Origin of the sequence: Pseudomonas costantinii (assembly GCF_001870435.1) — a bacterium.
Taxonomy (GTDB): Bacteria; Pseudomonadota; Gammaproteobacteria; order Pseudomonadales; family Pseudomonadaceae; genus Aquipseudomonas; species Aquipseudomonas costantinii.
This window is the reverse complement of record NZ_MDDR01000034.1, coordinates 120,428-134,244: the sequence shown is the minus strand read 5'-3', so window position 1 is coordinate 134,244 and position 13,817 is coordinate 120,428. Positions and strand designations below refer to the sequence as shown.

Here is a 13,817-nt window from a genome sequence, read left to right as displayed (position 1 = left end):
AATGTCGCAGATAGGTAAATGGGCGGTTCTCGCGTTACGCAGAATCGCCACCATAAGGCCGACCTACGGCTACGGAGAACAAGCATGTCCAACAATTTCCTGAACCCGGTAACCACCCAGACCTGGGCCAATGGTCGGCACATCGTCCGTTGCGTCAAAGTCATCCAGGAAACCTGGGACGTGCGCACCTTCTGCTTCATGGCCGACCAGCCGATCATGTTCTTTTTCAAGCCTGGGCAGTTCGTCACCCTGGAGCTGGAAATCGAAGGCCAGCCGATCATGCGGTCTTACACCATTTCCAGCTCGCCGTCGGTGCCTTACAGCTTCTCGGTGACCATCAAGCGCGTACCGGGTGGCAAGGTTTCCAATTGGCTGCACGACACGCTGCACGAGGGGCAGGAGCTGGCGGTGCACGGGCCGGTCGGGCTGTTTAATGCCATCGACTTCCCTAGCCCGAAAGTGCTGTACCTCAGCGGCGGCGTGGGGATCACGCCGGTGATGTCCATGGCGCGTTGGTTCTATGACACCAACGCCAATGTCGACATGACTTTTATCCACAGCGCCCGTTCGCCGAAAGACATCATCTATCACCGCGAACTGGAGCATATGGCGTCGCGGATCGACAACTTCAGCCTGCACCTGATTTGCGAGAAGCACGGTCTGGGCGAGCCTTGGGCGGGGTATCGCGGCTACCTGAACCACAAAATGCTGGAATTGATGGTGCCGGACTTCCTCGAGCGCGAGGTGTTCTGCTGCGGTCCTACGCCGTATATGAGCGCGGTGAAGCGCTTGCTGGAAGCGGCCGGTTTCGACATGGCGCGGTATCACGAGGAATCCTTTGGCGCTACGCCGCCGGAAGCGCGTGCCGATGCGGTGGAGCAAGCCGAACAAGCTGCCGACGCGCCGGAAGTCGACCTGGCGGATCTGCACCAGGTGGAGTTTATTGCGTCGGGCAAAAGCATTCGTGTGGCGCCGGGCGAAACCGTGCACGCAGCGGCGGCCAAGCTTGGCTTGTTGATCCCGAAAGCCTGCGGCATGGGCATTTGCGGGACGTGCAAGGTGATGAAGCTGGGTGGCGAGGTTGTGATGGATCACAACGGCGGGATTACCGAGGAAGATGAAGCCGAGGGTTACATCCTGTCGTGCTGCAGCGTGCCCAAGGGTGACGTGCGCATCGAATTCTAACCTTCTCACCCGATGACCGATCGTTCCCACGCACCGCGTGGGAATGCCTCCTGGGACGCTCCGCGTCCCGCTTTCACGCACGACTTGTGCCTTGCGTATGTTGTGACGCAGAGCGTCACGGGCTGCATGCCCACGCAGAGCGTGGGAACGATCGGGTAGGTGGATTGCTCGTCCCCACGCTCCGCGTGGGAATGCCTCCTGGGACGCTCCGCGTCCCGCTTTCACGCACGACTTGTGCCTTGCGTATGTTGTGACGCAGAGCGTCACGGGCTGCATGCCCACGCAGAGCGTGGGAACGATAAGGTTTGCGGTGCCTCGCTCGTTCCCACGCTCCGCGTGGGAATGCCTCCTGGGACGCTCCGCGTCCCGCTTTCACGCACGACTTATGCCTTGCGTATGTTGTGACGCGGAGCGTCACGGGCTGCATTCCCACGCAGAGCGTGGGAACGATCGGGTAGGTGGATTGCTCGTTCCCACGCTCCGCGTGGGAATGCCTCCTGGGACGCTCCGCGTCCCGCTTTCACGCACGACTTATGCCTTGCGCATGTTGTGAGTCGGAGCTTCACGGGCTGCATTCCCACGCAGAGCGTGGGAACGATCTTTAGGACCAGCGCTGTATTTCGATGAGTCCATCCATTCCTGCATAGTTGCGAGCGCTTGAGTAACGCCAGTGTTCGGCTAGATCCACGTAACCCCGTTTCACCGGGTTGTGGTGGATGTAATCGAGTTTCTGGCGCATCACTGCCTCGCTGTATACCAACTCGGCATGTGAACCCTCTTGCCAAAGTTGGTACACCCGATCCGACTTGTGTGCGCGTTTGCTGAAACGCAGGCGTTGCAACACCCGCTCCGCAGCTTTGCTCTGCAAGTCATCGATAATCGTGCGGGCAGTGAAGGATTTGAATTGGCTAACGCATTTGCCCAGATCTGGCGCCTGGGCGACGAAGTGCAAGTGGTTTTCCAGGACGACATAGCCGTAGAGACTCAGCGCTTCGTGGCGTTGCTGATAGCGCCAGCACTCTAAAAGATGACCAACGATGTAGTCGCGGGTAAATAACGGTAGCCACTCCATGACAGTGCAAGTCAGGAAGTGCGGCTTTTCGGGCTCGGTGATGGTGTAGCGGCTTCTGCCCACGTGTTCATCCTTGAATCGGGGTGCGGCTTGGACGCGGAGCGTCCGAGGAGGCATTCCCACGCAGAGCGTGGGAATGATCGGATGAAGGGTTATTGGGCGTAGATGTGAACGACGAAGTGCTGGCCTGATGTTGTCAATTCATAGACTTTATCGTAGATCTTCAGCGTCCTTGATGGCTCTTGGATGGTGTCGCCGATTTTTGCGTACTTCCTGAACTCATCCCAGTCGATGACGGTGGTGCTGTCAATGCCGCCGCTTCGCAGGCTGTTGCCGTTGCTCAAGTATTCCATGGGTGTAGCCCTCTGCTGGATTTCCGTTTCCGGCCGAATATTCGGCAGGCAGTTGTTCCCGAAAGGAGGCCTCTGCAGCGGCCTTTTCCTTTCGGGTTCCAAGAGGCTAGTCGATGAAAATGAAGCTATAGGCTGTCGGAAACACCCAATAACAGTCTCGGCAATCCGCCATTATTCGTCACGCTTAAGCGCCCATCACTTCCCGAATATCTGCCGCCAATTCTCTTACACGCTCTTCATCGGTATCCCACGCACACATAAACCGCGCGCCGCCTTTGCCGATGAAGGTGTAGAAGCGCCAGCCCTTGGCCGTCAACGCGGCGATGGCCGATTCCGAGAGTTGCAGGAACACGCCGTTGGCCTGCACCGGGAACATCAATTCCACCCCCGGAATATCCGCTACCAAACTGCTCAGCAGTTGCGCGCAGCTGTTGGCGTGGCGTGCGTGTTTGAGCCAGGCGTCGTTTTCCAGCAGACCTACCCAGGGGGCGGAGAGGAAGCGCATTTTCGACGCCAACTGGCCCGCCTGTTTGCAGCGATAGTCAAAGTCTTCAGCCAGCTTGTGGTTGAAGAACAGGATTGCCTCTCCTACGGCCATGCCGTTTTTGGTGCCGCCAAAACACAGTACGTCCACACCGGCTTTCCAGGTCAGGTCCGCAGGCGAGCAGCCGAGGAACGCGCAGGCATTGGAAAAGCGCGCGCCGTCCATGTGCAGGTTCAGGCCCAGTTCCTTGCAGGTGACGCTGATGGCGCGGATTTCATCCGGGGTATACACGCTGCCGACTTCCGTGGCTTGGGTCAGGGTGACCACGCGCGGTTTCGGGTAGTGAATGTCTTGGCGCTTGAGCGCGATCTCGCGGATCGATTCCGGGGTCAGCTTGCCGTTTTCGGTGCGCGCGGTGAGCAGCTTGGAGCCGTTGGAGAAAAACTCCGGCGCGCCGCATTCGTCGGTTTCGACGTGGGCGGTTTCCGAGCAAATCACGCTATGGTAGCTCTGGCACAGCGAAGACAGTGCCAGGGAGTTGGCCGCGGTACCGTTGAAGGCGAAGAACACTTCGCAGTCGGTTTCGAACAAGTTACGGAAACCGTCGGAGGCGCGGTGGGTCCACTCATCATCGCCGTAGGCGCGTTGATGGCCATGGTTGGCTTGTTCCATGGCGGCCCAGGCTTCCGGGCAGATACCGGAATAGTTGTCGCTGGCGAATTGTTGGCTCTTGTCGGTCATGGCCCATTCCTGTGGTCGATGTTGGTGCGCACTGTAACCAAGATTGTCTGGGGTGCGCACGCACTGTAAATGCAAAGTCACTGGGGAATTATGCACGGTACTGAAACGATTCCTGTCGGGCGCGTCCGCGACGGCGCTTTGGATTTGCTCAAGTGGCTGGCGCTATTGAGTATGGTGCTGGATCACCTGCGGTATGTCGGTTTGAGCCTGGATGGCCTGTATGTGCCGGGACGCTTGGCGTTCCCGTGGTTTTGCCTGGCGATTGCGGCCAATTTGCACCGGGCCCGACACGCACCGGTGACGGGCCAATGGCGTTATTTGGGTTGGCTGCTGTTGTTCAGCGTGATCAGCGAAGTGCCCTACCGACTGTTTATCGACGATGCCGATACGTTGAACGTGCTGCCGACCTTGGCGCTGGGCTTGCTGGTTGCCAGAGGATGGCAGCAGAAGGCGATTTTTGATCGAGGATTGGCGCTGATCGCGCTCACAATAGCCGCTGTGTTTTCCGCGCAGCTGATGTTCGGTTTTTTCGGTGTGTTATTGCCGCTGGCGATGTTGTTGGTATTTCGTCGTCCTTGGTATTTCAGCGTGTTGCCGGGGGTGGTCTGTTTAGCGGCCAACCAATGGCAGATTTTGCTCGATAGCGGCACGCCCGTGGCGCTATTGGGACTGGCAACATGTCTGATCGCGCCATTGGCGGGATTGGTCCTGTTGCGACACGCCAAAACCGCCTCACCCCCGGCTATGCGCCGCTGGGCCTACGCCCTCTACCCCCTGCATTTCCTGCTGCTGCTACTCATCCGCCAGATCGCCACCTAACCCTTGTAGGCGCTGGCTTGCCGGCGATCCAGGCACCTCGGTCTACCAACAGAACCGCAGTGATGTCATCGCCGGCAAGCCGGCTCCTACAGAGGCCCACTCCCACATTTGTTTCGGTGTTGTTCGCGCCATGTCGTAAACGCACCTTTGCGTGGCGTCCGTAGGCATTTGACCTCTCTGCGCCAGCCCTACCATCGCATCAAAGGGCCCTGCACGGGCCTTAACAATACGAAAGGCTGGGAGAGACGCGATGTTCAGCAAAAAAGACCAGATCCAGGGATATGACGACGCACTGCTGGCGGCCATGAATGCCGAGGAGCAGCGTCAGGAAGATCATATCGAGCTGATCGCGTCAGAGAACTACACCAGCAAACGCGTGATGGAAGCTCAAGGCAGCGGCCTGACCAACAAATACGCCGAAGGCTACCCGGGCAAGCGCTACTACGGTGGCTGCGAGCACGTGGACAAGGTCGAAGCCCTGGCCATCGAGCGCGCCAAGCAGCTGTTCGGCGCCGATTACGCCAACGTGCAGCCGCACTCCGGGTCCTCCGCCAACAGCGCCGTGTACTTGGCCCTGTTGAACGCCGGTGACACCATCCTGGGCATGAGCCTGGCCCATGGCGGTCACCTGACCCACGGCGCCAAAGTGTCGTCCTCGGGCAAGCTGTACAACGCCGTGCAGTACGGCATCAACACCGACACCGGCTTGATCGACTACGACGAAGTCGAGCGCCTGGCCGTTGAGCACAAGCCGAAGATGGTGGTGGCCGGTTTCTCCGCCTACTCCAAGACCCTGGATTTCCCACGCTTTCGTGCAATCGCCGACAAGGTGGGTGCGCTGCTGTTCGTCGACATGGCCCACGTTGCCGGCCTGGTTGCCGCTGGCCTGTACCCGAACCCGCTGCCTTATGCCGACGTGGTGACCACCACCACCCACAAGACCCTGCGCGGTCCACGTGGCGGCCTGATCCTGGCCAAGTCCAACGAAGAAATTGAAAAGAAACTCAATGCTGCCGTGTTCCCCGGTGCTCAAGGCGGCCCGCTGATGCACGTCATCGCCGGCAAGGCCGTGTGCTTCAAGGAAGCCCAGGAGCCAGGCTTCAAGGTTTACCAGCAGCAAGTGATCGACAACGCCCAGGCCATGGCCGGCGTGTTTATCAAACGCGGCTACGATGTAGTGTCCGGCGGCACTGACAACCACCTGTTCCTGGTCAGCCTGATCCGTCAGGGCCTCACCGGCAAAGAGGCGGACGCCGCCCTCGGTCGCGCCCACATCACCGTCAACAAGAACGCCGTGCCGAACGACCCGCAATCGCCGTTCGTGACCTCGGGCCTGCGCATCGGCACCCCGGCGGTGACCACGCGCGGTTTCAAAGTGGGGCAGTGCATCGAACTGGCCGGCTGGATCTGCGACATCCTCGACAACCTCGGTGACGCCGATGTCGAGGCTAACGTGGCAGAGCACGTGTCTGCCCTGTGCGCTGATTTCCCGGTTTATCGCTGAGCGCGGTTTTGGAGTAATGACTATGCAACGCTACTCGGGCTTCGGCCTCTTCAAGCACTCACTCAGCCACCACGAAAACTGGCAGAAGATGTGGCGCACGCCGACCCCTAAAAAGGTCTACGACGTGGTCATCGTCGGCGGCGGCGGGCATGGTCTGGCGACCGCCTACTACCTGGCTAAAGAACATGGCATCACCAATGTGGCTGTGGTCGAGAAAGGCTGGCTGGGCGGCGGTAACACCGCGCGCAACACCACCATCGTGCGCTCCAACTACCTGTGGGACGAGTCGGCGCACCTGTACGAACACGCGATGAAACTGTGGGAAGGCCTGTCCCAGGACCTGAACTACAACGTGATGTTCTCCCAGCGCGGTGTGTACAACCTGTGCCACACCCTGCAAGACATCCGTGATTCCGAGCGCCGTGTCAGCGCCAACCGCCTCAACGGCGTGGACGGCGAACTGCTCAACGCCAAACAAGTGGCTGACGAGATCCCGTACCTCGACTGCTCGAAAAACACCCGCTACCCGGTGCTCGGCGCCACCGTGCAACGTCGCGGCGGCGTGGCCCGTCACGATGCCGTGGCCTGGGGCTTTGCCCGCGCCGCCGACGCACTCGGCGTGGACTTGATCCAGCAGACCGAAGTGATCGGCTTCCGCAAGGAAAACGGTGTGTGCATCGGCGTCGAAACCAACAAAGGCTTTATCGGCGCCAAGCGCGTCGGCGTGGTGACCGCCGGTAACTCCGGGCACATGGCCTCGCTCGCGGGCTTCCGCCTGCCGATCGAATCCCACCCGCTGCAAGCGCTGGTGTCGGAGCCGATCAAGCCGATTATCGACAGCGTGATCATGTCTAACGCCGTGCACGGTTACATCAGCCAGTCCGACAAGGGCGACCTGGTGATCGGCGCCGGTATCGACGGCTACAACGGCTACGGCCAGCGCGGCTCGTACCCGGTGATCGAACACACCATCCAGGCCATCGTCGAGATGTTCCCGGTGCTGTCGCGTGTGCGCATGAACCGTCAGTGGGGCGGCATCGTCGACACCACGCCGGATGCCTGCCCGATCATCTCCAAGACCCCGGTGCCGAACATGTTCTTCAACTGCGGTTGGGGCACCGGTGGCTTCAAGGCTACCCCGGGCTCAGGCAACGTGTTTGCCGCCAGCCTCGCCAAGGGTGAAATGCACCCGTTGGCGGCACCTTTCTCCATCGACCGTTTCCACAACGGTGCGTTGATCGACGAACACGGCGCTGCGGCCGTCGCCCACTAACAGGAGAAATTCCCTATGTTGCATATCTTCTGTCCTCACTGTGGCGAACTGCGCTCCGAAGAGGAATTCCACGCGTCCGGCCAAGCGCACATCCCGCGCCCGCTGGACCCGAACGCCTGCACCGATGAAGAGTGGGGCGATTACATGTTCTTCCGCGATAACCCGCGTGGCCTGCACCACGAACTGTGGATTCACGCCGCCGGTTGCCGCCAGTACTTCAACGCGACGCGCGACACCCTGACCTACGAAATTCTTGAAACCTACAAGATCGGTACCAAGCCGCAATTCACCGCCAAGGCTTCTGGAGAGAAGGTATGAGCCAGATCAATCGCCTGTCCAACGGTGGCCGCATCGACCGTAATAAAGTCCTGACGTTTACCTTCAACGGCCAGAGCTACAAAGGCTTTGAAGGCGACACCCTGGCCGCAGCCCTGCTGGCCAACGGTGTCGACATCATCGGCCGCAGCTTCAAATACTCGCGCCCGCGCGGCATCTTTGCCGCCGGTGCGGAAGAGCCGAACGCGGTGTTGCAGATCGGCGCTACCGAAGCTACCCAGATTCCTAACGTGCGCGCCACGCAACAGGCGTTGTACCAAGGGCTGGTCGCCACCAGCACCAACGGCTGGCCGAACGTCAACAATGACGTGATGGGCATTCTCGGCAAGGTCGGCGGCAAGCTGATGCCGCCGGGTTTCTACTACAAAACCTTCATGTACCCGCAATCGTTCTGGATGACGTACGAGAAGTACATTCGTAAGGCCGCAGGTCTTGGCCGCTCGCCGACCGAGAACGACCCGGACACCTACGACAACTTCAACCGTCATTGTGACGTGCTGATTGTTGGCGCAGGCCCAGCCGGTCTGTCGGCTGCCTTGGCGGCTGCGCGCAGTGGCGCTCGGGTGATCATCGCTGACGAGCAGGAAGAGTTCGGCGGGTCCTTGCTGGACTCCCGCGAAAGCCTCGACGGCAAGCCGGCCACCGAATGGGTCGCCAGTGTGATTGCTGAACTCAAAGCCCTGCCGGACGTGGTGCTGCTGCCCCGCGCCACCGTCAACGGCTACCACGACCATAACTTCCTGACCATTCACGAACGCCTCACCGACCACCTCGGTGACCGTGCGCCGATTGGCGTGGTGCGTCAGCGTATTCATCGTGTGCGCGCCAAGCGCGTGGTGCTGGCGACCGGTGCATGCGAGCGTCCGCTGGTGTACGGCAACAACGACGTGCCGGGCAACATGCTCGCCGGTGCAGTGTCTACTTACGTGCGTCGCTACGGCGTGGCCCCGGGTAAAAAACTGGTGCTGTCGACCAACAACGACCACGCCTACCGCGTCGCGTTGGACTGGTTCGATGCAGGCCTCAACGTGGTGGCCGTGGCCGATGCACGGCACAACCCACGCGGTGCTCTGGTTGAAGAAGCTCGCGCCAAAGGCATCCGTATCCTCACCGGCAGTGCCGTGATCGAGGCCCGTGGCAGCAAGCACGTGACCGGCGCCCGTGTGGCGGCGATTGACGTCAAAGCCCACAAAGTCACCAGCCCCGGCGAGTGGCTGGATTGCGATCTGGTCGCCAGTTCCGGCGGCTACAGCCCGGTGGTTCACTTGGCCTCGCACCTGGGCGGCAAGCCGACCTGGCGTGAAGACATCCTCGGTTTCGTACCGGGCGAAGCACCGCAAAAACGCGTGTGCGTCGGCGGCATCAACGGCGTCTATGGCCTCGGCGATTCCCTGGCGGACGGTTTTGAAGGCGGCGTGCGCGCAGCCAGCGAAGCCGGTTTTGCGCCAGTGGAAGGCACACTGCCCAAAGCCCTGAGCCGTTTGGAAGAGCCGACGTTGGCGCTGTTCCAGGTGCCTCACGAAAAAGCCACTGCACGGGCGCCGAAGCAATTTGTCGACCTGCAAAACGACGTGACTGCCGCCGCCATCGAACTGGCGACCCGCGAAGGTTTCGAGTCGGTCGAGCACGTCAAACGCTACACCGCGCTGGGCTTCGGTACCGACCAGGGCAAGCTGGGTAACGTCAACGGCCTGGCCATTGCCGCTCGCTCCCTGAACGTGACCATCCCGCAGATGGGCACCACCATGTTCCGTCCCAACTACACGCCGGTGACTTTCGGCGCTGTCGCGGGCCGTCACTGTGGGCACATCTTCGAACCCGTTCGCTACACCGCACTGCAAGCCTGGCACGTGAAAAACGGCGCCGAGTTTGAAGACGTCGGCCAATGGAAGCGCCCATGGTATTTCCCGCGCAACGGTGAAGACCTGCACGCGGCGGTGAAACGCGAATGCCTGGCCGTGCGCGACAGCGTCGGCCTGTTGGATGCGTCCACCCTCGGCAAGATCGACATTCAGGGCCCGGATGCGCGCGAGTTCCTCAACCGCATCTACAGCAACGCCTGGACCAAGCTCGACGTGGGCAAGGCGCGTTACGGCCTGATGTGCAAAGAAGACGGCATGGTCTTCGACGACGGCGTGACCGCCTGCATCGCCGACAACCACTTCCTGATGACCACCACCACTGGCGGCGCCGCCCGTGTGCTGCAGTGGCTGGAAATCTACCAACAGACCGAATGGCCAGACCTTAAGGTGTACTTCACCTCGGTCACCGACCACTGGGCGACCATGACCCTGTCCGGCCCCAACAGCCGCAAGCTGCTGAGTGAGGTCACCGACATCGACCTGGACAAGGACGGCTTCCCGTTCATGACCTGGAAAGAAGGCCTGGTCGGCGGCGTGCCGGCGCGGGTATTCCGGATCTCGTTTACCGGTGAGCTGTCGTACGAAGTCAACGTGCAGGCCGACTACGCCATGGGTGTGTTGGAGCAGATCGTCGCGGCGGGCAAGAAGTACAACTTGACCCCGTACGGCACCGAAACCATGCACGTACTGCGGGCCGAGAAGGGCTTCATCATCGTCGGCCAGGACACCGACGGCTCGATGACCCCGGACGACCTGAATATGGGCTGGTGTGTCGGCCGTACCAAACCGTTCTCGTGGATCGGCTGGCGCGGGATGAACCGTGAAGACTGCGTGCGTGAAGAGCGTAAGCAGCTTGTCGGGCTTAAACCGATCGACCCGACCGTATGGCTGCCGGAAGGCGCGCAGTTGGTGCTGGATCCGAAGCAGACGATTCCGATGAAGATGGTCGGCCACGTCACCTCAAGTTATGCCCATAACTCCCTCGGCTATTCGTTCGCGATGGCGGTGGTGAAGGGCGGCTTGAAGCGCATCGGCGAGCGGGTGTTTTCGCCGCAAGCGGATGGCAGCGTGATCGAGGCGGAAATTGTGTCTTCGGTGTTCTTTGACCCCAAAGGCGATCGCCAGAACATCTGACACCCGATCGGACGCAGAGCGTCCATGGCGGCATTCCCACGCAAAGCGTGGGAACGATCAATTCAGAACAGGTGCTTTATGACAGCAGCCAATGTTTACCAACAACGCCCAACCACCGGGGCCAAGGCCGAGTCGTCGCTGCACCATGCCGACCTCGCCAGCCTGGTCGGCAAGGGCCGCAAGAACGCCGGCGTAACCGTGCGTGAAAAGAAACTCCTCGGCCACCTGACCATTCGTGGCGATGGTCATGACGCAGCCTTCGCTGCCGGTGTGCACAAAGCCTTGGGCATCGAATTGCCCGGCGCCCTGCAAGTCATCATCAAAGGTGAAACCAGCCTGCAATGGCTCGGCCCGGATGAGTGGTTGCTGATCGTGCCAAGCGGTGAAGAGTTCGTCGCCGAGCAAAACCTGCGTGTGGCTCTGGGCGACCTGCATATCCAGATCGTCAACGTCAGCGGCGGTCAGCAGATCCTTGAGCTCAGCGGTCCGAATGTGCGCGATGTGCTGATGAAGTCCACCAGCTATGACGTGCACCCTAACAATTTCCCGGTGGGCAAGGCGGTGGGCACGGTGTTCGCCAAGTCCCAACTGGTGATCCGCCACACGGCTGAAGACACCTGGGAACTGCTGATCCGTCGCAGCTTCTCGGACTACTGGTGGTTGTGGTTGCAAGATGCCTCGGCCGAATTCGGCCTGAGTGTCCAAGCCTGAAGATGATCGTTCCCACGCTCAGCGTGGGAATGCATCCCGGGACGCTCCGCGTCCCAAGAGCGGACGCAGAGCGTCCATGGCGGCATTCCCACGCAGAGCGCGGGAACGATCTAGGAGTTACGTACAATGAGCCGCGCACCCGATACATGGATTTTGACCGCCGACTGCCCCAGCGTGCTCGGCACGGTGGACGCGGTCACCCGCTATCTGTTCGAACAGGGTTGCTACGTTACCGAGCACCACTCGTTCGATGACCGGCTTTCGGGCCGGTTCTTTATCCGCGTGGAATTCCGTCAGCCCGACGGTTTCGACGAACAAGCCTTCCGCGATGGCCTGGCCACACGCGGTGAAGCATTTGGCATGATTTTCGAGCTGACGGCGCCGAACTACCGGCCAAAAGTGGTGATCATGGTCTCCAAGGCCGATCACTGCCTCAACGACCTGCTGTATCGCCAGCGCATCGGCCAACTGTCGATGGACGTGGTCGCGGTGGTCTCCAACCACCCTGATCTGAAGCCGTTGGCCGACTGGCACCAGATTCCCTACTACCATTTCCCCCTCGACCCCAACGATAAGCCGTCCCAGGAGCGTCAGGTGTGGCAAGTGGTGGAAGACACCGGTGCCGAATTGGTGATTCTTGCGCGCTACATGCAGGTGTTGTCGCCGGAGCTGTGCCGCAAGTTGGATGGTAAAGCCATCAACATTCACCACTCGTTGCTGCCGGGGTTCAAGGGCGCCAAGCCGTATCACCAGGCCTACAACAAGGGCGTGAAATTGGTTGGCGCCACGGCGCATTACATCAACAACGACCTGGATGAAGGCCCGATCATCGCCCAAGGCGTGGAGGTGGTGGATCACAGCCACTATCCCGAGGATTTGATTGCCAAGGGGCGGGATATTGAAGGGCTGACATTGGCTCGCGCGGTGGGGTATCACATTGAGCGCCGGGTGTTTTTGAACGCTAATCGGACGGTGGTGCTCTGACGGCCGCCATCGCTGGCTTGCCTGCGGTGAGGCCCTTACAAACAACGTAAAAACAGCATCTGTACCCGAGCACTTTACGCGCTGCCTGCCTGGGCAACGCGGTTTCATAAAAACAACAGCGAGGTGAAAGCATGTCTGGTAATCGTGGTGTCGTGTATCTCGGCAGCGGCAAGGTCGAAGTACAGAAAATCGACTATCCCAAAATGCAGGACCCCCGTGGCAGGAAGATTGAACACGGCGTCATCCTGCGCGTGGTCTCCACCAACATCTGCGGCTCCGACCAACACATGGTGCGCGGCCGCACCACCGCCCAGACCGGCCTGGTGCTCGGTCATGAGATCACCGGCGAAGTGATCGAGAAGGGCAGCGGCGTCGAAAACCTGAAAATCGGCGACCTGGTCTCCGTACCGTTCAACGTAGCCTGCGGCCTCTGCCGCTCCTGTAAAGAACAACACACCGGCGTGTGCCTGACCGTCAACCCGGCCCGCGCCGGTGGTGCCTACGGCTACGTGGACATGGGCGACTGGACCGGCGGCCAAGCCGAATACGTGCTGGTGCCTTACGCCGACTTCAACCTGCTGAAATTGCCGGACCGCGACAAGGCCATGGAGAAAATCCGCGACCTGACGTGCCTCTCCGACATCCTGCCGACCGGCTACCACGGCGCCGTCACTGCGGGTGTTGGGCCGGGCAGCACGGTGTACATCGCTGGCGCCGGCCCTGTCGGCCTGGCCGCTGCCGCCTCCGCACGCCTGCTGGGCGCTGCGGTAGTGATCATCGGCGACGTCAACCCGATCCGCCTGGCCCACGCCAAGGCTCAAGGGTTTGAAATTGCCGACCTGTCCAAAGACACCCCGCTGCACGAACAGATCGCTGCACTGCTGGGCGAGCCGGAAGTGGATTGCGCTGTTGACTGCGTGGGCTTCGAAGCGCGCGGCCATGGCCATGAAGGTGTCAAGGCGGAAGCCCCGGCCACCGTGCTCAACTCGCTGATGGGCGTGGTGCGTGTGGCGGGCAAGATCGGTATCCCGGGCCTGTACGTCACCGAAGATCCAGGTGCCGTCGATGCGGCCGCGAAAATGGGCAGCCTGAGCATTCGCTTCGGTTTGGGCTGGGCTAAATCCCACAGCTTCCACACTGGGCAAACCCCCGTGATGAAGTACAACCGCCAGTTGATGCAGGCGATCATGTGGGACCGTATCCACATTGCTGACATCGTCGGGGTGGAAGTGATCAGCCTGGATGACGCGCCGCGTGGGTATGGCGAGTTTGATGCGGGTGTGCCGAAGAAGTTTGTGATTGATCCGCATAAGTTGTTTAGTGCGGCGTAGTTGTTAGATAAGGGCGACCCAGGGGTCG

At 60.7% G+C, this 13,817-nt stretch carries 12 protein-coding genes; 9 read left to right on the top strand and 3 right to left on the bottom strand.

All coding sequences use genetic code 11. The annotated features are described in order from the left end of the window. Positions 1 to 84: 84 nt before the first annotated feature. The gene (gene gbcB, locus BFL40_RS16040) at positions 85 to 1,185 is read left to right on the top strand and encodes a glycine betaine monooxygenase reductase subunit (RefSeq protein ID WP_071484913.1); all 1,101 of its coding nucleotides are present in this window, start codon (positions 85 to 87) and stop codon (positions 1,183 to 1,185) included. A 601-nt stretch (positions 1,186 to 1,786) separates the two neighbouring features. Here gbcB and BFL40_RS16035 read toward each other — a convergent pair. The 3 genes from BFL40_RS16035 to BFL40_RS16025 form a co-directional block, all read right to left on the bottom strand. Then, positions 1,787 to 2,320: an REP-associated tyrosine transposase gene (locus BFL40_RS16035; RefSeq protein ID WP_071484912.1), complete on the bottom strand. Its 534-nt coding sequence runs from the start codon at positions 2,318 to 2,320 to the stop codon at positions 1,787 to 1,789. A gap of 89 nt (positions 2,321 to 2,409) precedes the next feature. Beyond that, positions 2,410 to 2,610 (bottom strand): hypothetical protein, encoded by a 201-nt coding sequence (locus BFL40_RS16030; protein ID WP_071484911.1) that lies wholly within the window; start codon positions 2,608 to 2,610, stop codon positions 2,410 to 2,412. A gap of 184 nt (positions 2,611 to 2,794) precedes the next feature. Next, entirely contained in the window at positions 2,795 to 3,835 is a 1,041-nt protein-coding gene (locus BFL40_RS16025) for a threonine aldolase family protein (RefSeq protein ID WP_071484910.1), read from the bottom strand. A gap of 90 nt (positions 3,836 to 3,925) precedes the next feature. Between BFL40_RS16025 and BFL40_RS16020 the strand changes: the two genes are divergently transcribed. From BFL40_RS16020 to fdhA, 8 genes are all read left to right on the top strand, one after another. Further along, the gene (locus BFL40_RS16020) at positions 3,926 to 4,654 is read left to right on the top strand and encodes a TraX family protein (protein ID WP_071484909.1); all 729 of its coding nucleotides are present in this window, start codon (positions 3,926 to 3,928) and stop codon (positions 4,652 to 4,654) included. A gap of 250 nt (positions 4,655 to 4,904) precedes the next feature. Continuing rightward, the gene (glyA, locus tag BFL40_RS16015) at positions 4,905 to 6,158 is read left to right on the top strand and encodes a serine hydroxymethyltransferase (RefSeq protein WP_071484908.1); all 1,254 of its coding nucleotides are present in this window, start codon (positions 4,905 to 4,907) and stop codon (positions 6,156 to 6,158) included. A gap of 22 nt (positions 6,159 to 6,180) precedes the next feature. Then, on the top strand, positions 6,181 to 7,431 hold the full coding sequence (locus tag BFL40_RS16010) for a sarcosine oxidase subunit beta (RefSeq protein WP_010207084.1): 1,251 nt from the start codon (positions 6,181 to 6,183) through the stop codon (positions 7,429 to 7,431). 15 nt (positions 7,432 to 7,446) lie between these two features. Beyond that, complete coding sequence (locus BFL40_RS16005) at positions 7,447 to 7,749, top strand: sarcosine oxidase subunit delta (RefSeq protein WP_071484907.1); 303 nt, start codon at positions 7,447 to 7,449, stop codon at positions 7,747 to 7,749. Then, the gene (locus BFL40_RS16000) at positions 7,746 to 10,763 is read left to right on the top strand and encodes a sarcosine oxidase subunit alpha (RefSeq protein WP_071484906.1); all 3,018 of its coding nucleotides are present in this window, start codon (positions 7,746 to 7,748) and stop codon (positions 10,761 to 10,763) included. The genes BFL40_RS16005 and BFL40_RS16000 overlap by 4 nt, the downstream gene beginning before the upstream one ends. Positions 10,764 to 10,841: 78 nt before the next feature. Then, positions 10,842 to 11,474, top strand: coding sequence for a sarcosine oxidase subunit gamma (locus BFL40_RS15995; protein WP_071484905.1), 633 nt, complete (start codon positions 10,842 to 10,844; stop codon positions 11,472 to 11,474). A 126-nt stretch (positions 11,475 to 11,600) separates the two neighbouring features. Beyond that, the gene (gene purU, locus BFL40_RS15990) at positions 11,601 to 12,458 is read left to right on the top strand and encodes a formyltetrahydrofolate deformylase (RefSeq protein ID WP_005792124.1); all 858 of its coding nucleotides are present in this window, start codon (positions 11,601 to 11,603) and stop codon (positions 12,456 to 12,458) included. Between the two features lie 131 nt (positions 12,459 to 12,589). Further along, on the top strand, positions 12,590 to 13,789 hold the full coding sequence (gene fdhA / locus BFL40_RS15985; RefSeq protein ID WP_071484904.1) for a formaldehyde dehydrogenase, glutathione-independent: 1,200 nt from the start codon (positions 12,590 to 12,592) through the stop codon (positions 13,787 to 13,789). Positions 13,790 to 13,817 lie beyond the last annotated feature (28 nt).